This is a genomic window from Sphingobacterium sp. NPDC055346, from assembly GCF_053645235.1.
The window spans coordinates 164,198-182,742 of sequence record NZ_JBSHMI010000008.1 but is presented as its reverse complement, the minus strand read 5'-3'; the positions used below and the strand labels follow the sequence as shown (position 1 = coordinate 182,742).

The following is an 18,545-nucleotide window of genomic DNA, read 5'->3' as shown; positions in this document are numbered from 1 at the left end:
AATCGTTCAGAATTGGAAATGTGCTAAAGAAACATTGGCCAATTAATAGTTTGATAGAATTAAATCTTGGTTCAAACCCAGATCTTGGTCCATCCTCTAATCTCTTTAATCCTGGTTCAAATAACCCAAACCCAATCATCAATCCCCAAAAAAAGGGATAGCTTTCGCCATCCCTTTCATATTCATGTTTTGCAATGCTATTCCTTACACCACAATATTGATAATCTTTCCTTTTACAAAAATCACCTTTTTCACAGCTTTGCCATCCAATAATTTTTGGACATCTGCATTTTCTTTCAATATTCCCTCTACTGCTTGTTGATCAAGATCTAAAGCAAGAGGAAGGTTCATTTTCATTTTTCCGTTAATGGAAACAGGGTATGCAAATTCACTTTCTACCAAATATTCAGGATTGAAGACTGGGTAATTTGCATAAGAAATGCTGCCGGCTTCATTTCCTAGTTTAGACCATAGCTCTTCGGTAATATGTGGAGCATATGGTTCTAGGACGATCAAAAGATCTTGAAGGATCTTACGCTTGTTGGTTTTAAGATCGGTCAATTCATTTACACAGATCATAAAGGCCGATACGGAAGTATTGAAAGAGAAACGCTCAATATCTTCTTCAACTTTCTTGATGATCTTATGTAATGCTTTGTATTCCGCTTTTGTTGGCTCTTCATCTGATACGTTGAAGTTTCCTTCAGCGTCATGGAATAAGCGCCATACCTTACGTAAGAATTTATATACACCTTCAATACCATTTGTGTTCCAAGGCTTTGCCTGTTCCAAAGGACCTAAGAACATTTCATATAGGCGAAGGGTATCGGCGCCATATTGTCCGATGATATCATCAGGGTTGACAACGTTGAATTTAGATTTTGACATCTTTTCAACTTCTGTTCCGCAGATATATTTTCCGTTTTCTAAAATGAATTCAGCATCATTATAATCAGGTCTAGACTGTTTGAATTTCTCCAGGTCTAGAACATCGTTATGTACAATATTTACATCCACATGTAATGGATTCACAGTATATTGATCTTTCAATCCTAAGGAAACAAATTGATTGGTTCCTTTTCCATCAGCATCCAATACACGATAAACAAAATTGGATCTTCCTTGGATCATACCTTGGTTGATCAATTTCTTGAACGGTTCTTCTTCATTGTGATAACCGATATCTTTCAGGAACTTGTTCCAGAAGCGTGAGTATAGCAAATGACCTGTAGCATGCTCAGAACCACCAATGTATAGATCCACAGCTTTCCAGTAATCCACTGCTTCTTTGGAAGCAAACTCCTGTTCGTTTTTAGGGTCCATATAGCGGAACCAATACCATGAAGAGCCTGCCCATCCTGGCATGGTACTCAATTCATACTCGTATTGGTCTTGGTATTTCCAACCTTCTGCACGACCCAAAGGCGGCTCACCGGTTTCAGTTGGAAGGTATTTATCTACCTCAGGAAGTAATAAAGGTAATTCCTCTTCTTTGATCAAATAAGGTAATCCATCCTTGAAATAGACAGGAACTGGTTCTCCCCAGTATCTTTGTCTGCCGAAGATTGCATCGCGCATACGGAAGTTGATTTTTGCCTTGCCTAATTTGATGGCCTCCAATTTTTCGATCAATGCTGGAACAGCTTCCTGATAGCTCATTCCATTGATGAAATCCGAATTGATATATTTTCCATCCTTATTGGGATCTGCTGCTTCAGAGATATCCTGTGAATCAGAGATCGGAATGATAGGAAGGTTAAAATGCTTAGCGAATAGATAATCACGTTGATCACCAGAAGGTACTGCCATAACGGCTCCCGTCCCATATCCAGCCAATACATAATCAGCAATCCAGATCTGTACATCTTCTCCAGTCAACGGATGTTTGGCATATGAGCCTGTAAACGCTCCGGAAACGGTCTTGGTATCCGCCAGACGATCCAATTCGGATTTCTTGGAAGTCTTATCGATATAAGATTCGATTTCAGCTTTTTGAGCCTCCGTAGTTAAAGCAGAAACTAATTCATGTTCTGGAGCTAAAACTACAAAGCTAACACCGAAAATAGTATCAACTCGTGTGGTAAATACTTCGATATTATCATTTAATTGAGGAACAGGAAATTTGACACTTGCACCTACTGATTTACCGATCCAGTTGCGCTGCATCTCTACCAAAGGTTCTGGCCAATCGATGGTATCCAACCCTCTTAATAGACGGTCTGCATAAGCAGTGATACGCATTGACCATTGCATCATTTTCTTTTGTTCCACTGGGAATCCACCACGTTCTGACAAACCGTTGATTACCTCATCGTTTGCCAATACCGTTCCTAACGCAGGACACCAGTTCACTGTACTCTCTCTCAAGAAAGCCAGTCTATATTTTAATAGTTCAGTTTGTTTTTCTGTTTCGGAGAATGCCTTCCATTCATCCGCTGTGAAGGTCAATACATCTTCGTCAGATTCGGCTTTGATACCTTCGGAACCTGATGTCTCAAATTTTTGGATTAAGGTAGAGATCGACTCAGCCTTATCGGACTCCTTATTATACCATGCATCGAATAGCTGCATAAAGATCCATTGGGTCCAACGGTAATAATCGGGCTCAGAGGTACGGACCTCACGAGACCAGTCATAGGAGAAACCAATGTTATCTAACTGCTCTCTATAGCGGTTGATATTCGCTTCAGTGGTGATTGCTGGATGCTGTCCAGTTTGGATGGCATATTGTTCAGCTGGCAGACCAAAAGAGTCATAACCCATGGGGTGCAATACATTGAAGCCTTTTAATCTCTTGTAGCGTGAAAAGATGTCGGAAGCAATATAGCCGAGCGGGTGACCAACATGCAGCCCAGCACCAGAAGGATAAGGAAACATGTCCAAAACATAGTATTTTGGTTTTTCAGTAGATTCAGAAGTCTTGAAGGTCTGGTTATCAGCCCAAAACTTTTGCCATTTTTGCTCGATAGATTGATGGTTATACTCCATTATTAATTATAAAAGTATGGTACAAAGAATTGCGAAATTAGCGAATTTAGGGTAAATTCGGTATAAAAGTTTTTTATTCTATACAATAAATTCTGATATTCGCTGTTAGAAAATTAGTATTGGGAAAAAATAAATCCTTACTTTCGCAAGGATAAACGCAGAATCAAATATATGTCAGTGATCGAACAGGGTTCACCAAGGAAAAAAACTAAATCAGTATACGTATCTACAGTAATCAGTATTGCACTGGTTTTATTGATGACAGGTCTTTTGGGACTAATTCTAGTCCATGCTAAAAACTTATCTCGCTATGTAAAAGAGAACATCGTCTTGAACGTCATCGTCAATGATAATGTCAATGAAGGTGATGTGCTGTCGCTACAAAAGGATCTTGAAAAAGACCCTTATGTTTTACGTTCGGAATATGTGAGCAAGGAACTCGCTGCAAAGAACCTTAGAGAGGATTTGGGTGAAGACTTTGTTGAATACTTAGGTAGAAACCCTTTGCTGCCATCTATTGATGTGTACATGAAGGAACAATACGCGAATAGCGATTCGATCCAGACCTTCATCAATAAGATTGGAAAAAACAGCCGCATTAAAGAGGTGGTTTACCAAGAGTCATTGATTGATATGGTCAACAAAAACATCCGTGTGATCAGTATCGTGATTCTTGCCTTTACCGTGATTCTTTTGATCATAGCCGTAGCTTTGATCAACAATACCATTCGTCTAGCAATCTACTCTCAGCGTTTCTTGATCAAGAGTATGCAGTTGATCGGTGCTACGAAAGGGTTCATCCGCAAACCATATATATTATACGGGATTGCCCATGGATTGATCGGTGCCTTGATTGCTATCTTACTATTGATTCTAACCTTACAATTTGCTCAAAAACAAGTACCTGAATTGGTATTCTTACGCGATTGGTTTGAATTTGCAATGATTTTTGCCATCGTTTTAGGATTAGGTATCTTGATCTCTGGAGCAAGTACATACTTTGCCGTTACCAAATATTTACGTGCTAAATCAGCAAGTTTATATAGATAAAATCGATCAATTGTTAATCCGTTCAGAAAATGAGTCAAACTAAGAATGTAAAAGGAACTCCAGCAAATGCTTCAAATGCGGGGTTTGTATTTAAGAAAATAAACTATCAATTATTCGTTTTGAGTATCGTTGTTGTGGCCATTGGCTTCATCTTGATGATGGGTACAGAGGATATCTACAGCTTTACCAAAATCACTTTGGCACCTATTGTTGTGGTTGCTGGTTTTGCATTAGGATTTGTAGCAATTTTGTATAAACCTAAGAACAAAACAAACCAGGAATAATGAGTTATTTAGAAGCAATTATCCTCGCTATCGTCGAGGGTTTAACAGAGTACCTTCCTATTTCTTCTACTGCTCACATGGGCTTTACGGCCGCATTGATGGGTATGGAAGAAAGCGAATATCTAAAGATGTTCCAAGTTTCTATTCAGTTTGGAGCTATCCTTTCCATTGTTGTCCTTTATTGGAAAAGATTCTTTGATTTCAAAAACCTTAAATTTTACTACAAATTAGCCATTGCCGTTATTCCAGCCCTAGTATTGGGTAAATTATTGGATGATAAGATTGAGGCGGTGTTAGGAAACCAGATTGCCATTTCGACCGTATTGGTTTTAGGTGGTGTGGTCCTATTGTTTGTGGACAAATGGTTTAAAAATCCAAAGATTACCGATGAGAAGGAAATTCCGGTAAAGAAAGCCTTTATTATTGGTATTTGGCAATGTTTGGCGATGATGCCAGGAACTTCACGTTCTGCAGCATCCATCATCGGTGGTTTGACCCAAGGTCTGGACCGTAAAGCAGCTGCTGAATTTTCATTCTTTTTGGCCGTACCTACGATGCTTGCCGTAACTGTCTACTCCATTTTCGTAAAAACATGGGCTGAAGGAACAGAACATGCGGCAAAAGGTTATGAGATGATCATGGCCAGCAATGAAAACATCATGATTTTTATCATCGGGAATATCGTTGCGTTTATCGTTGCCATGATTGCCGTAAAAACCTTCATCAGCGTCCTGACAAAATATGGCTTCAAATTCTGGGGCTGGTATAGAATTGTTATCGGTATAGCCCTGTTGGTTTTTTTTTATACGCAAGGATAGGTAAGACAATAGACCTGATACTTAAGACACAAGAAAATTCTAGCTGTATATGTTAGATAATATATTTAAGGACCTTTTTAGGTCCTTTTTTATTTCAAGTCTTTTGTCGGTTGTCTGATATCTGATGTCTTGTTTCAAAATAAAATTCCTATTTTTGCAGAAAATTAGCCAGAGGAGACATTCTGAACTGATGCACAGATTGGAATGAATTCCATGAAACTTTAAGATTAAATGAGCGAAAATATAGAAGGACAAGCTAAGCCAAAATTTGCTTTTGCGGAGGGTGAAGTGTTATTAATCGATAAGCCATTAACGTGGACTAGTTTTGATGTCGTTGGTAAATTGCGGAACAGCATTAAACCGATGAAGGTTAAAGTTGGACACGCTGGTACCTTAGACCCATTAGCAACCGGACTGCTGATCGTTTGCACTGGTAAGATGACCAAGCAAATCGATGGGTTCCAAGCTGAAGACAAAGAATATACTGGAAGCATAACCTTAGGAGCTACCACTCCTTCATATGACCTAGAAACTGAAATTGACCAAACTTTTGACTATTCTTTCTTGAAGGATGAAGATATCTTGAATACAGCAGCTTCTTTTGTTGGTGTCCAAGATCAGTTCCCTCCTGCCCACTCTGCTATTAAAATTGGTGGAGAGCGAGTGTATGAGAAAGCAAGACGTGGTGAAGAGGTCGAGTTAAAGGCCAGACGGGTTGAAATCATGGAATTTGATGTTGAAAAGATCGAATTGCCAAAGGTTTACTTCCGGATTAAATGCAGTAAAGGAACTTATATCCGATCCATCGCACATGACTTCGGCAAAAAACTGAATTGTGGCGGACATCTATCTTCTCTGAGAAGAACAAAATCGGGCGACTTTGATGTAAAAGACGCCTGGGAATTAACTGAATTAATTAATCAAGTAAGGGAGTTAAAGAACCAAACGGTTTAATAGTTCTAAGCTTAGAAAATCATATAATGAAAATATACAGAAATCTGGATGAATTCAAAGCGTTGGATTATGCTATCGTCACGATAGGGACATTTGACGGCGTGCATGTTGGTCATCAGAAGATTCTAAATAAGTTGACCGAATTGGCAAAGGATAATACTGGCGAGACAGTTTTGTTAACCTTTTTTCCGCATCCAAGATTAATTATCAATCCAGATGACGATAGCTTAAGGCTGATCAATGATATTGAAGAAAAGGTGGAGCGATTGGCACTGGCAGGTATCGACCACTTGATCATCACTCCTTTCACCAGAGACTTTTCCAATCAAAACCCAGAAGAATATATTTCAGATGTTCTGGTCAATAAAATTGGATGTAAGAAAATTGTAATCGGTTATGACCACCATTTTGGTAAGGACCGAAAAGGTACCATCAAGGATTTAATTCATTTTTCTGAGATCTTTGACTATACCGTAGATCAAATCCCTGAACAGGACATCGAAGATGTAGCGGTTTCTTCCACCAGAGTGCGAGAATCGTTGATCAAAGGTGATATTATCACGGCTAACAAATACTTAGGTTATCCCTTTGAATTGACGGGAACAGTGATTAAAGGAGATCAGATTGGACGTGAGATTGGTTTCCCGACCGCAAACTTACACGTGCATGAATCCCATAAATTAATTCCTGCTTATGGTATCTATGCCGTGGATGTGGAAATCTTCCCTAAAACCACTGAAGTAGTAACAGGCGATTATTTTGAACCGGTACCAGAACGTGTTGCAAAAGGGATGTGCTATATTGGAACCCGTCCTACCGTGGATGGCATGAACAGGAAAATTGAGGTCAACCTATTGGACTTCAACGATGATCTTTATACAAAAACCATCCGTGTAAAATTCCTTGAATTTATCCGCCATGATCAATGGTTCGAAAGCCTTGAACTCATGCAGGAACAGATCAAAAAAGACGAAGCTGATATCAGGAAATATTTCGAAGGGAAGTAGTTTTAGAAGATGTGAGATGTGAGATCTGAGTATTGAGATTTGAGATAGTAAATTAATTAAATATCAAGATTATAGAAAAGGACCAATTTGGTCCTTTTTTATTTCTCATATCTCACATCTCATATCTCATATCTCACATTTCCATCTAATAAAGCTAATAGAGATCAAATAGGTCATTCACACCTAAGATCTTTCTACTGGTAAATCCTTCGGCATATTTTACCTGGATGGATCTTCCGAACTCATGTGCCCTTGCTTTTGTGGAATCCATGAAGTCAGGGTTTGAGATATAGGTCTGCGGTTCGTCATCTTGGTTCTCGACATTGAATTGAGAGGTGTAAGCCAATATTGAACGCTCTTTGATGTCCCAATACTTCGTAATGTCTATTAAGATGTCTGGTTGAATATATTTGTCTTGGATCAATTGAAGCTGTAGCCTAGGACGAAAGGGTTCTTGAGACTGACCTTCCAATTCAGTTTCTATCCTTCTCAGACCAGCAAGGAACAATGCGTCATTAACAAGCTTGCTAGCACGGCCATGGTCTGGATGACGGTCCTCCCAAGCATTGGTGATGACGATTTCAGGTTGAAACTTTCGAATTGCCTTAATCACTTCCTTCTGACCTTCTTCGTTGTTCTGGAAGAATCCATCCCGTAACCTAAGGTTCTCACGAACGGCTACACCAAGTATTTTTGCAGCATCTTGAGCTTCCTGTGCACGGATTTCTGGAGTACCACGTGTACCCAATTCGCCTAAAGTAAGGTCTACAATCCCTACAGTTTTACCTTCAGCTACATATTTGGCAATAACACCACCGGCTCCCAATTCTGCATCATCAGGATGTACGGTCATGACAAGTAAATCTAATTTCATCAAATTGTGTATTAAGTACAATACACAAAACTACTAAAATTTAAAGCGATTACTTATCTCCTAGAAGCTCTTCAATGCGATTGTGGACTTTTTTTGACATTGGGCTTGTCAATGAGTAGAAATGATCGACTACTTCACCTTTTTTATTAATTAAATATTTATGGAAATTCCACTTCGGGATAGTGCCAATCTTTCCGTTTTCCTCAATGTTGGTTAGATACCTGTAAAGTGGGTCAGTAAACTCCCCTTTCACATGGATTCGCTTAAAAACAGGAAATGTAACTTGCCTATTGATCCGGCAGTAAGTCTCCAAGGTCCTTCCGGTCAAAGGTTCCTGGTTCCTGAAATCATTGGAGGGAAAGGCCAACACCTCAAAACCCAACTCTTTATATTTCTTATACAGATTTTCAAGGGTCCTGAACTGTCTGCTGAAAAAGCAATTGCTTGCGGTATTGACAATGAGTAAAACTTTGCCTTCAAAATCTCGAAGTGATCTCTTCTGTCCACTAAACTCTAATGCATCATAATCATATACGGTCTTACTCATAATAATAGGTTTTTAACGTTTTACCATCGGCCGCGAACGTTCGTACTCGCGAATAATATTCTCTATCTCATAATCTTCCTGAGGATCATATGTACTCTTTAAATTATGGCCAAATATCTTGGCCACACCTTGATATACAAATGCGGAGATACCGCCTTTCATGTCTTTTACAAGGTCATAACTGGTGTTTCCAGTCTGTCTTTCTATCAATTTGATCAAGATCTTTCCTTGAGAAACGCTGAGGTTCTTGACTTCCGAAGTGATCTTATCCTTGATTTCCCGCTCACACTCCTTGATCAATCTTTTCTCTTCACGCCTTGAATTGGCCAAGGCTAAGTCCCGGTCTAATTGCTCATATCTTTTTTGGGCATAGATAGCATAAGGAAGAACCCGAATCACATTCCTTCTTAACCTTAAATATTTCTGCCTGTCTTCTTCTGTTTTAAATGTTCGCCTAGCGTATATGACAACTTCCTCAATTGGGAACCAAGGAACAACTTCACCATTATCAAGGGTTGTAGTTGCATAATGTTCTACCACCTCAGGTTTACCCGGTCCATACTGAGGTTTTATCAATGTTTGAGCAAAGCCAATCCCTGGCAATACAAACAAGATCGCTGCGATAAAAACCCACTTTATGTTACTTCCACACATCATCAATATAATAAGCCCTATGCGATAAAATTCATTTTTTTTCTGTATATTTATACTTTACAATTTAGTATAAAATCTTTAATTATTTGTTCAATAAATATAGCAAATTATTTTATTTTTTTTGATAGCAATGCAATTTTATGGAAGAATATGTGATTGATATTGAGGCTGAAAATAAGGAAATCCGTAAAAGATACCGCGCACTTTTAAGGGCTTGTAAGCCCACTCTTCAAAAAGGAGATAAGCAACAGATCAGAAAGGCCTTCGATTTAGCACTGGAAAGCCATAAAGATATGCGCCGGAAATCTGGCGAACCTTATATTTACCATCCTATCGCTGTAGCACAGATCGCTGCAGAAGAAATCGGACTTGGAACTACTTCTATTGTTTGTGCATTGCTACATGATGTTGTTGAGGATACTAGTGTTACCCTTCAAGATATCGAAGAACAGTTCGGAAAAAAAGTGGTCCGTATTATCGACGGCCTGACCAAGATCTCTGGGATCTTTGACCCGAACAGTTCCATGCAAGCCGAGAACTTTAGAAAAATGCTTTTGACCCTAGCGGATGATGTTAGGGTAATCTTAATTAAACTGGCTGACCGCCTTCATAATATGAGGACCATGGAATTCATGGCCCGCCATAAGCAATTGAAGATCGCTTCGGAAACCAGCTACCTTTATGCTCCCCTAGCCCATCGACTGGGATTGTATGCCATAAAATCTGAGCTGGAAGACCTCTCGATGAAATATACGGATCCCGATACGTATAAGTTTATCGCCAAGAAACTGAATGAAAAGAAGGCTGAACGTGAAAAGTTTATCGCTGACTTCATTTCTCCTATTCAGGAGATTCTTGCTGAAGAAGGTATCAATGCTTCTGTTTTTGGAAGACCTAAGTCCATCCACTCCATCTGGAACAAGATGCGCAAGAAGTCCATTCCTTTTGAAGAGGTTTATGACCTATTCGCCATCAGGATCATCATTGATACGGATGATGAAAAGGAAAAAACAGAATGTTGGAAGGTATATTCAATCGTAACTGACCTTTATCGTCCGAATCCAGACCGCTTGCGCGACTGGGTGTCTTCTCCGAAGGCAAATGGCTATGAGTCTTTGCACACTACCGTTATGGGCCCGAGAGGTCAATGGGTAGAAGTGCAGATCAGGACGAGAAGGATGAATGAGATTGCCGAAAAGGGTTTTGCTGCCCATTGGAAATATAAAGAGTCGAACTCTGACAATGGTTTGGATCAATGGATCCAAAAGGTACGAGATATTTTGAACAATCCGGAACCTAACGCCCTGGACTTTGTGGATGATTTTAAAATGAACTTGTTCTCGGACGAGATCTTTATCTTCACGCCTAAAGGTACCTTGGTGCAGCTTCCGAACGGTGCTACGGCCCTTGACTTTGCCTTTGAAATCCATACCGATATTGGGGCAACCTGTATTGGTGCCAAGGTAAACCATAAATTGGTGCCCCTGAGCCATGAACTTCTAAATGGCGATCAGGTAGAGATTATCACCTCCAGCAAACAGACTCCAAAAGAAGATTGGCTAAACTTTGTTGTAACGGCAAAGGCGAAGTCAAAAATCAAATCTTCCTTGAAGGAAGAGAAACGTCGTGTAGCTGAGGACGGTAAGGAGATCTTGGAAAGAAAACTGAAATCTCTAAAGATTACCTACAACACGGAAAACATCAATAAAATCGCTAATTTCTTTAAATTCCCTAGTTCTCAGGAGCTATTCTATAATGTAGCCAAGGGAGCTATCGATATTAAGAACCTTAGAAATTTTGTTGCCAATGAGCGTTCTGAAGACGCAAATCAAAATCAATTCCAATCCCATATCAATGGGTTGGTTGAGAAGATCAACAAAAAGGATGATACCATCCTGATCGGCGATGATTATCAGAAAGTCGATTATACATTGGCACCATGCTGTAACCCAATCCCTGGTGATGATATTTTTGGTTTCTTGACAGTCAATGATGGCATTAAGATCCACCGCACCAGCTGTCCGAATGCTTCGAAGTTGATGGCTAATTATGGTTATAGAATATTAAAAGCTAAATGGGCATCATTGCACAATAATGTTGCCTTTTTAACCGGATTGAAGATTGTCGGTATTGATGATGTGGGCTTAGTAAATAAGATCACAACCGTCATTTCGCAGGACTTCAAGGTAAACATCCGCTCTCTTTCCATTTCCAGTAACGAAGGGATATTTGAAGGGGATATCATGGTCTTTGTAAACGACACCAATCAATTAGATAGTTTAATCAAGCATTTGAAACAGATTCCAGGCATTACTGGAGTAACACGATATGAGTCAGAAAACTAAAGACTTACAAGGTCTTGACATTTTCACATGGATATTACCATCCTATTTTGGTAAATTTGGAACTTATAAAGGAAATACCTTATGAAACAAGGGGAAAATTACGAAACCGTAAAGAAGATTTTTGAAGCCTATTTAGAAAACAAAAATCTCAGAAAAACACCTGAGCGTTATGCAATCTTAGAAGAAATCTACTCGAGATCAGACCATTTCGATGTAGAATCTCTATATGTCCACATGAAAAACAAAAAATACCGTGTAAGTAGAGCGACGGTATATAATACCCTAGAATTATTGGTATCATGTGACTTGGTGACCAAACATCAGTTTGGCCGCAATATGGCTCAGTTTGAAAAATCGTATGGTTACAAACAACATGACCACGTTATATGCATCGAGTGCAATAAAGTAGTGGAGTTTTGTGACCCTAGGGTTTACCAGATCCAATCCATGATTGGCGACCTATTGAATTTTGATATCAAGCACCATTCCCTAAACCTATATGGAATCTGTGCTGACTGCAGAAAAAGTAAACTCAACCAAGAGGCACCCGTAAAAGAAGCAGTAATTTCAAATTAATTTAACATTCGAGGAATTAATATATACCTTTGTTCGGAAAAAGGCACATGAGCACCTTTTTCCGAATTTTTTTTTGATTCGTGAATAAACAAAATAAATTTTAACTAATAAATTTCAAGTAATACTATGCAAGTTGATGTGCTATTGGGATTGCAGTGGGGAGACGAGGGAAAAGGAAAAATCGTTGATGTTTTTTGTCCAAAATATGATTTGATCGCTCGCTTCCAAGGCGGACCAAACGCGGGACACACTTTAGAGTTTGACAACAAGAAATTTGTATTGAACACTATTCCTTCAGGAATCTTCAATGAAGGAACCCTAAACCTAATCGGTAACGGCGTTGTAATCGACCCTATCATCCTAAAAAGAGAATTGGACAACCTTAAAGCCGCTGGATTCGATCCAGTTGGTAAAGGAAACTTGGTAATTGCGCGTAAAGCACACTTAATTTTACCAACCCATCAACTATTGGATGCAGCATCTGAATCTAATATGGGCGCTGGTAAGATCGGTTCTACACTTAAAGGTATCGGTCCTACTTATATGGACAAAACTGGCCGTAATGGCTTAAGAGTCGGAGATACAACTCTTCCCGACTTTATGGAGCGTTACGAAAAACTTAAGCAAAAGCACCTTTCCATGTTAGCTCACTATGGTGAGATTCCTGATTTTTCTGAAAAGGAAAAAGCGTTCATGGATGCTATTGAATTCTTGAAATCTATCCCTCATGTAGATTCTGAACACTTAGTAAACCAATACCTAAAAGACGGTAAGCGTGTGTTGGCAGAAGGTGCACAGGGAACTCTTCTGGATGTTGACTTCGGTTCTTATCCATTCGTAACTTCTTCAAATACCACTACTGCTGGTGCTTGTACAGGTTTAGGAATTGCTCCAAACAAAATTGGTGAAGTATTCGGAATCTTTAAAGCTTATGCAACCCGTGTAGGTGGCGGTCCATTCCCGACAGAACTTGAAAATGAAACTGGCGAGAAATTACGCCAATTAGGTCATGAGTTTGGCGCGACTACAGGTAGAGCTCGTCGTACCGGATGGATTGATCTTCCTGCATTGAAATATGCCATTATGATCAACGGTGTTACTGAATTGATCATGATGAAAGCGGATGTATTGGATACTTTTGACAAGATCTACGTTTGTACACACTATAAATACCAAGGTGAAACTATCGATTACATGCCATATGAAATCATAACTCACCAACCTGAGCCTATCCTGAAAGAAGTTGAAGGATGGAATACAGATTTAACTGGTATCCGTAGTAAAGATGAAATTCCAGCTGCATTGAACAATTACATTGCTTTCTTAGAACAAGAATTAAATGTGCCAATTAAGTATTTGTCAGTAGGTCCAGATCGTACGCAAACTATTGTTTTATAAGAAATATGGCAAAAGCCATTTTTGAAACGGACTCTTCTACATTTTTACTTCAGGCACTTAATTGGTCTAAAGGATTTGATACGGTATGTCTTTTTCAATCAAATGGTTTCCAAAATCAATATTCAAAGATTGGGAATCTATTAGCCATTGGTGCTAAGGAAGAATTCTCAGCCAATGTAGGATCAGTCTTTACTGATCTAGAAAACTTTAAATCCCGGTATCCAAACACTTTGATACCGGGATTTCTTAGTTATGACCTCAAAAACGAGGTCGAAGATCTTCAAACTAACCACCCTAACCCACTTGGTTTTCCCGACGCGTACTTCTTTATTCCTCAGATATTAATTGAATTCGACAAGGATTCAATCAGTATAACTGCGGAGGATCCTCAAAAAACATTTGAAGAGATCAGTATGTACCCAAGTCTGGATCTGCATTACCAATTTAAGGGCAAGATACAGCCTAGAATGGATCAAACGGCATATTTTGATGCTTTCAATAATATCCAGAGGCATATTTATCAGGGTGATATATATGAAGCCAACCTCTGTCAGGAGTTTTATGATGACCAGGCAGAGATTGATAATCCTGTGGCCCTGTACCTACGTTTGAATAGCCTTTCCCCTACTCCATTCTCATCTTTCATCAAGGTCAGGGACAAGTACGTCATCAGCGCTTCTCCCGAACGCTTTCTTGCAAAAAGAGGAAAAACTTTGGTTTCCCAACCGATCAAAGGAACTGCAGCTCGAGGAAAGAATGCAAAAGAAGATGAAGAATTGAGGAACAATCTTGCAAGCAATCCCAAAGAGATTTCGGAGAACGTCATGATTGTGGATCTCGTTCGAAATGACCTGACGAGAAGTGCCATTCCGGGAACAGTTGAGGTGACGGAGAAACTCGGAATCTATACCTTTGAGCATGTCCACCAAATGATTTCCACGGTATCATGTGAAATGGATGAAAGCCTAACTGAAACTGAAGTTATTCGAAACACCTTTCCGGCTGGTTCAATGACAGGTGCACCAAAGATTTCAGCCATGAAATTATGTGATAAATACGAAACATCACGTCGCGGAGTGTATTCAGGAGCTATTGGATACTTTTCTGCTGACGGTGATTTCGACTTTAACGTGGTCATCCGTACCATTCTCTTCAATAAAACCCAACAATACCTATCCTTCCATACCGGCAGTGCCATCACTGTAGATGCCAATGCAGCGCATGAATTCGCCGAATGTTATACCAAAGCAAGTGCGATTTTGAAAGCTTTAGAACAAAAGCTTTAAATAAATTCATCAGATACCCAATATATTGTAGTTATTTTTTCAATAAAATCTGCAAATCATTAACATTTTGTTATTTTTGTTTCGATTATGAAAATTAGTGGACAGATGTCTTACTAAGCTATGTTTATATTGTAAAATTTTTAATGGGACGTCATATTTTAAAAAGAGAGCAAGCGATCACGTTTGTTAAGGAAACATTTGCATCTCGATTGAAGGAAGTATTAAACCTCACACCTGTTTCTTCACCAATAGTGGTTTTGGATGGGACAGGAATTAACGATGATTTAAATGGAATCGAGAGACCTGTGTCTTTTCCGATCAAATCATTATCAGACCAAAGAGCCGTTGTAGTGCACTCATTGGCAAAATGGAAAAGAATCAGATTGAAAGAATTGGAAATGGAACCTGGAGAAGGTATCCTAACTGATATGCGAGCATTACGCCCCGATGAAGATTACTCCCCGATCCATTCTATATATGTGGATCAATGGGATTGGGAAAAATGCATCCGCTATGATGACCGTAATCTAGATTTCCTGAAAGAAACTGTAGAAAAGATCTACGGAGTAATCTATTCTACCGAACAAGCAGTTGCCGAAAAATATCCACACGTTGAGACTATCCTTCCAAAAGAAATCAAGTTCATTTCTTCCGAAGAATTGTTATTAGCTTATCCGCACCTATCTCCTAAAGAGCGTGAAAACGCTATCTCAAAAGAATATGGTGCCGTATTCCTATATGGTATCGGAGGCGCTCTTTCCAACGGGCTTGCCCATGATGGCCGTGCAGCAGATTATGATGATTGGAGCACAGACAATAGCCTTGGATACAGAGGATTAAACGGTGATATCTTGGTATGGAACCCTATCCTTGGTTCTGCCTTTGAACTATCATCTATGGGAATCCGTGTCGATAAAAAAGCACTGATGACCCAATTGGAAATCAGAAACAGCCTAGACCGTCAAAAACTGACCTTCCACCAGATGTTATTGAATGATCTATTGCCAGAATCCATTGGTGGTGGTATCGGTCAATCCAGAATCTGTATGTTTATGTTGAAACTAAAACATATTGGAGAGGTTCAAGTAAGTATCTGGGATCCAAAGAAAAAAGAAGAACTCCTAGACCAAGGAGTTGAATTACTATAATCTTTAAAGATTAATCGAAAATAATACTAATAATTTTAGTAAATAAAATTATTAGTATTATTTTTGTTTAATGGAGTCTTCACACTTTGCTATAGTCGATATCGAAACCACTGGTGGTTATGCCTCTGCCAGTCAAATTACTGAAATAGCGATTTTCATTTATGATGGCGATCGGGTAATAAACGAATACAGCACCTTAATCAATCCTGAACAACCTATTCCATTCCATATCCAAGCCCTTACGGGCATTACGGATGAAATGGTCAAGGACTCCCCTGTTTTTGCTGATGTGGCAGAAATGGTCTTTAATCTCTTGGAGAACAAGATTTTTGTTGCCCATAACGTACATTTCGATTATTCCTTCATCCAATCTTCACTGAAGAATTCAGGTTACGACTGGAAAGCATCCAGGCTCTGTACCGTCAGGTTATCAAAAAAGATCTTTCCAAACCTTAATTCATATAGTCTTGGGCGTCTTTGCCAATCCTTAGGCATTGACATACAGGATAGGCACCGAGCGAAGGGAGATGCCGAAGCTACGGTTACCCTATTCCAGCAACTTCAGGAAGCCGATAGCCATCAAATTATTGAAAATTCCATCAAACATAAGGCTAAGGAGCAGCGAATCCCGACCCATATTTCTTCAGAGCAGGTCAATAACCTTCCCATGAGTACCGGAGTGTATATTTTTAAGAATTCCAGTTCCAAGGTCATCTATGTCGGTAAAGCAAACAATATTAAGAAAAGAGTGATTTCCCATTTTACGGGAAATAATACAGGACAAAGGAGACAAAGCTTTATCAATGAAATCTGCTATATTGAATTCCAGGAAACTGGAACTGAATTAATGGCATTTCTATTGGAGTGCCACCTGATCAAGAAGAACTGGCCGATCTACAACCGAGCTCTAAAGAAGTTTGAACCCAAATACGGCTTGTTGGACTATGAAGATCAAAATGGATATATCAGGCTATCCATTTGCCAGGTCCGCAAAAATGTAAAACCCATTTACTATTTCAATAGCGTTCATGAATCCACACAGCTTTTGCTCAAATTAGTTCAAGAATTCGAGTTAGATTTACGATTATGTTCTTTCTTTTCTAATCCTAATGCACCGAAGGAATCTAAGGATGTTCCCTCGAACAAAACATTACCCGAATTGGAGGAGTACAATCTCAAGGTAACCCAAGCTATTGAGTCCTTGACCGATCAGAAACGTAGTTTTGTTATTTTGGACAAAGGAAGGCACATGAACGAGAAAAGCTATGTATATTATAAGGACAATAAGGTATATGCTATTGGATTCGTTGAGAATGATGATGAAAACATAGATATTGAAAACATTGTCGGCCAAGATGATTTGGTGATCAATAACTTTTACATGAACCACTTGGCAGAAAGCTATGCAACATTATACCCCAATAAAGTCCTGCAATTAAAAGGTGTTCCTTCTCTAGAATAGAGTCAATTGATATCCCTCTTCCACAGCTTCTAAATCATGAAAATTCGATATCGTTACTCCCAGTAACCTGACCCGACTTTCTTGCAGATCCAGTTTATCCAAAAGGTCCAGGGCCTGATTCTCGATATCCTCAAGCTGTTCCATGGGCGTGAAAAAGGTCCGGCTTCTTGTAATCTGCGTAAAATCTCCAAACTTCACCTTTAAGGTAATGGTCTTACCAAACTTCTCTGCTTTTTTGAGGCGCTTGAATAATTTACTTGAAATCCTTTTTATTTCTTCCACCATATCCTCCCGTTCCCTTAGGTCCGTCTCAAAAGTATCTTCCACCCCGATAGACTTACTGATCCTATTAGGTTTAACAGGCCGGTTATCCTCCCCACGGACAATTTGATAGAAGAACTTTCCCGACTTTCCGAAATGCTGGATCATCTCTATTTCCGAAAACCTCTTCAGGTCATGTCCATTGAATATCCCCATTTGGTTCATCTTTTTGGCCGTTACTTTTCCGACACCAAAGAACTTCTCGATAGGCAATTTTTCCAGAAATGAAACTATCTTCGAAGGCCCAATAAAAGTCAAGCCATCAGGTTTCTGGAAATCAGAGGCGATTTTAGCTACAAACTTATTGACCGAAACCCCAGCAGAGGCAGTTAAATCCAGTTCATCAGAAATGGCATCTTTAATTTGCTTCGCGATTTCAATTGCTGATCCAATCCCCTGCTTATCCTCTGTTACATCCAAATAGGCCTCATCTAGGGACAATGGCTCGATCAAATCCGTATAGCGGCTGAATATGGAACGTATATGATTGGAAACTTCCTTATAGACATCAAATCTCGGATAGGTAAAAAGTAAATGTGGGCACAGTTGTAGGGCCATCCGCGATGACATTGCTGATTTCACCCCAAATTTTCGGGCTTCATAGCTAGCCGTGGCCACAACTCCCCTGCCATCTGGCGAACCACCAACGGCAAGAGGCTTTCCCCTAAATTCAGGGAAATCGCGCTGTTCCACAGAAGCATAAAATGCATCCATGTCGATATGAATGATCTTTCGCATTATCCAAAAGTAAAAAAATGGTATTAATACTACATATCCAAAGCCCAAATTTGACTTTAAGCCATGAAATTATAGTATCTTTGCGCTAAGTCCAA

General features: G+C 39.4%; 16 protein-coding genes. 11 read left to right on the top strand and 5 right to left on the bottom strand.

What is annotated here, in order from left to right; translation table 11 throughout:
* Positions 1 to 204 precede the first annotated feature (204 nt).
* The gene (gene leuS, locus ACWICE_RS16575) at positions 205 to 2,988 is read right to left on the bottom strand and encodes a leucine--tRNA ligase (RefSeq protein WP_454298810.1); all 2,784 of its coding nucleotides are present in this window, start codon (positions 2,986 to 2,988) and stop codon (positions 205 to 207) included.
* Between the two features lie 171 nt (positions 2,989 to 3,159).
* Between leuS and ACWICE_RS16570 the strand changes: the two genes are divergently transcribed.
* The 5 genes from ACWICE_RS16570 (at position 3,160) to ACWICE_RS16550 (ending at position 7,101) form a co-directional block, all read left to right on the top strand.
* A complete protein-coding gene (locus tag ACWICE_RS16570; RefSeq protein ID WP_093096407.1) occupies positions 3,160 to 4,038 on the top strand; it encodes a cell division protein FtsX in 879 nt (292 codons plus the stop codon).
* 29 nt (positions 4,039 to 4,067) lie between these two features.
* Positions 4,068 to 4,322: a DUF3098 domain-containing protein gene (locus tag ACWICE_RS16565; protein ID WP_185214437.1), complete on the top strand. Its 255-nt coding sequence runs from the start codon at positions 4,068 to 4,070 to the stop codon at positions 4,320 to 4,322.
* Entirely contained in the window at positions 4,322 to 5,140 is an 819-nt protein-coding gene (locus ACWICE_RS16560; RefSeq protein WP_185214436.1) for an undecaprenyl-diphosphate phosphatase, read from the top strand. Before ACWICE_RS16565 ends, ACWICE_RS16560 begins: the two co-directional genes overlap by 1 nt.
* Positions 5,141 to 5,371: 231 nt before the next feature.
* Positions 5,372 to 6,094 carry a tRNA pseudouridine(55) synthase TruB gene (gene truB, locus ACWICE_RS16555; protein ID WP_254527111.1) on the top strand — a complete coding sequence of 241 codons (723 nt, stop codon included), beginning with the start codon at positions 5,372 to 5,374 and terminating at the stop codon, positions 6,092 to 6,094.
* Positions 6,095 to 6,120: 26 nt separating this feature from the next.
* Complete coding sequence (locus ACWICE_RS16550; protein WP_185214434.1) at positions 6,121 to 7,101, top strand: bifunctional riboflavin kinase/FAD synthetase; 981 nt, start codon at positions 6,121 to 6,123, stop codon at positions 7,099 to 7,101.
* Between the two features lie 154 nt (positions 7,102 to 7,255).
* Here the strand turns inward: ACWICE_RS16550 and bshB1 are convergent, their stop codons facing one another.
* Genes bshB1 through ACWICE_RS16535 form a run of 3 tightly spaced genes read right to left on the bottom strand, consistent with a single transcriptional unit; the run spans position 7,256 to position 9,179 of the window.
* Positions 7,256 to 7,975: a bacillithiol biosynthesis deacetylase BshB1 gene (gene bshB1, locus ACWICE_RS16545; RefSeq protein ID WP_254527109.1), complete on the bottom strand. Its 720-nt coding sequence runs from the start codon at positions 7,973 to 7,975 to the stop codon at positions 7,256 to 7,258.
* 49 nt (positions 7,976 to 8,024) lie between these two features.
* On the bottom strand, positions 8,025 to 8,522 hold the full coding sequence (locus ACWICE_RS16540) for a glutathione peroxidase (protein WP_185214432.1): 498 nt from the start codon (positions 8,520 to 8,522) through the stop codon (positions 8,025 to 8,027).
* 12 nt (positions 8,523 to 8,534) lie between these two features.
* Positions 8,535 to 9,179, bottom strand: a complete 645-nt coding sequence (locus tag ACWICE_RS16535) for a DUF4294 domain-containing protein (protein WP_237219462.1) — start codon at positions 9,177 to 9,179, stop codon at positions 8,535 to 8,537.
* 137 nt (positions 9,180 to 9,316) lie between these two features.
* On the opposite strand from ACWICE_RS16535, the gene ACWICE_RS16530 reads away from it, so the two are divergent.
* The 6 genes from ACWICE_RS16530 (at position 9,317) to ACWICE_RS16505 (ending at position 17,391) form a co-directional block, all read left to right on the top strand.
* Positions 9,317 to 11,521 (top strand): RelA/SpoT family protein, encoded by a 2,205-nt coding sequence (locus ACWICE_RS16530; RefSeq protein WP_185214431.1) that lies wholly within the window; start codon positions 9,317 to 9,319, stop codon positions 11,519 to 11,521.
* A gap of 81 nt (positions 11,522 to 11,602) precedes the next feature.
* Positions 11,603 to 12,097 carry a Fur family transcriptional regulator gene (locus ACWICE_RS16525; RefSeq protein WP_454298809.1) on the top strand — a complete coding sequence of 165 codons (495 nt, stop codon included), beginning with the start codon at positions 11,603 to 11,605 and terminating at the stop codon, positions 12,095 to 12,097.
* Between the two features lie 126 nt (positions 12,098 to 12,223).
* Positions 12,224 to 13,495, top strand: coding sequence for an adenylosuccinate synthase (locus tag ACWICE_RS16520; protein ID WP_185214429.1), 1,272 nt, complete (start codon positions 12,224 to 12,226; stop codon positions 13,493 to 13,495).
* Positions 13,496 to 13,500: 5 nt separating this feature from the next.
* On the top strand, positions 13,501 to 14,781 hold the full coding sequence (locus tag ACWICE_RS16515) for an anthranilate synthase component I family protein (protein ID WP_454298808.1): 1,281 nt from the start codon (positions 13,501 to 13,503) through the stop codon (positions 14,779 to 14,781).
* Positions 14,782 to 14,924: 143 nt separating this feature from the next.
* Entirely contained in the window at positions 14,925 to 15,929 is a 1,005-nt protein-coding gene (asnA, locus tag ACWICE_RS16510) for an aspartate--ammonia ligase (protein ID WP_185214427.1), read from the top strand.
* Between the two features lie 70 nt (positions 15,930 to 15,999).
* Positions 16,000 to 17,391 carry an exonuclease domain-containing protein gene (locus ACWICE_RS16505; RefSeq protein WP_313259184.1) on the top strand — a complete coding sequence of 464 codons (1,392 nt, stop codon included), beginning with the start codon at positions 16,000 to 16,002 and terminating at the stop codon, positions 17,389 to 17,391.
* Here ACWICE_RS16505 and dinB read toward each other — a convergent pair.
* Positions 17,383 to 18,450, bottom strand: coding sequence for a DNA polymerase IV (gene dinB, locus ACWICE_RS16500; RefSeq protein WP_313259183.1), 1,068 nt, complete (start codon positions 18,448 to 18,450; stop codon positions 17,383 to 17,385). The two genes, ACWICE_RS16505 and dinB, sit on opposite strands and share 9 nt — an antisense overlap.
* Positions 18,451 to 18,545 lie beyond the last annotated feature (95 nt).

What these genes read in the sequence shown, in the direction of transcription:
- ACWICE_RS16525 (WP_454298809.1), top strand. Translation starts at nt 11,603, where the DNA reads ATGAAACAAGGGGAAAATTACGAAACCGTAAAGAAGATTTTTGAAGCC.
- ACWICE_RS16540 (WP_185214432.1), bottom strand. Translation starts at nt 8,522, where the DNA reads ATGAGTAAGACCGTATATGATTATGATGCATTAGAGTTTAGTGGACAG.
- ACWICE_RS16505 (WP_313259184.1), top strand. Translation starts at nt 16,000, where the DNA reads ATGGAGTCTTCACACTTTGCTATAGTCGATATCGAAACCACTGGTGGT.
- ACWICE_RS16530 (WP_185214431.1), top strand. Translation starts at nt 9,317, where the DNA reads ATGGAAGAATATGTGATTGATATTGAGGCTGAAAATAAGGAAATCCGT.
- ACWICE_RS16570 (WP_093096407.1), top strand. Translation starts at nt 3,160, where the DNA reads ATGTCAGTGATCGAACAGGGTTCACCAAGGAAAAAAACTAAATCAGTA.
- ACWICE_RS16560 (WP_185214436.1), top strand. Translation starts at nt 4,322, where the DNA reads ATGAGTTATTTAGAAGCAATTATCCTCGCTATCGTCGAGGGTTTAACA.
- leuS (WP_454298810.1), bottom strand. Translation starts at nt 2,988, where the DNA reads ATGGAGTATAACCATCAATCTATCGAGCAAAAATGGCAAAAGTTTTGG.
- asnA (WP_185214427.1), top strand. Translation starts at nt 14,925, where the DNA reads ATGGGACGTCATATTTTAAAAAGAGAGCAAGCGATCACGTTTGTTAAG.
- truB (WP_254527111.1), top strand. Translation starts at nt 5,372, where the DNA reads ATGAGCGAAAATATAGAAGGACAAGCTAAGCCAAAATTTGCTTTTGCG.
- ACWICE_RS16565 (WP_185214437.1), top strand. Translation starts at nt 4,068, where the DNA reads ATGAGTCAAACTAAGAATGTAAAAGGAACTCCAGCAAATGCTTCAAAT.
- ACWICE_RS16535 (WP_237219462.1), bottom strand. Translation starts at nt 9,179, where the DNA reads ATGATGTGTGGAAGTAACATAAAGTGGGTTTTTATCGCAGCGATCTTG.
- ACWICE_RS16520 (WP_185214429.1), top strand. Translation starts at nt 12,224, where the DNA reads ATGCAAGTTGATGTGCTATTGGGATTGCAGTGGGGAGACGAGGGAAAA.
- bshB1 (WP_254527109.1), bottom strand. Translation starts at nt 7,975, where the DNA reads ATGAAATTAGATTTACTTGTCATGACCGTACATCCTGATGATGCAGAA.
- dinB (WP_313259183.1), bottom strand. Translation starts at nt 18,450, where the DNA reads ATGCGAAAGATCATTCATATCGACATGGATGCATTTTATGCTTCTGTG.
- ACWICE_RS16550 (WP_185214434.1), top strand. Translation starts at nt 6,121, where the DNA reads ATGAAAATATACAGAAATCTGGATGAATTCAAAGCGTTGGATTATGCT.
- ACWICE_RS16515 (WP_454298808.1), top strand. Translation starts at nt 13,501, where the DNA reads ATGGCAAAAGCCATTTTTGAAACGGACTCTTCTACATTTTTACTTCAG.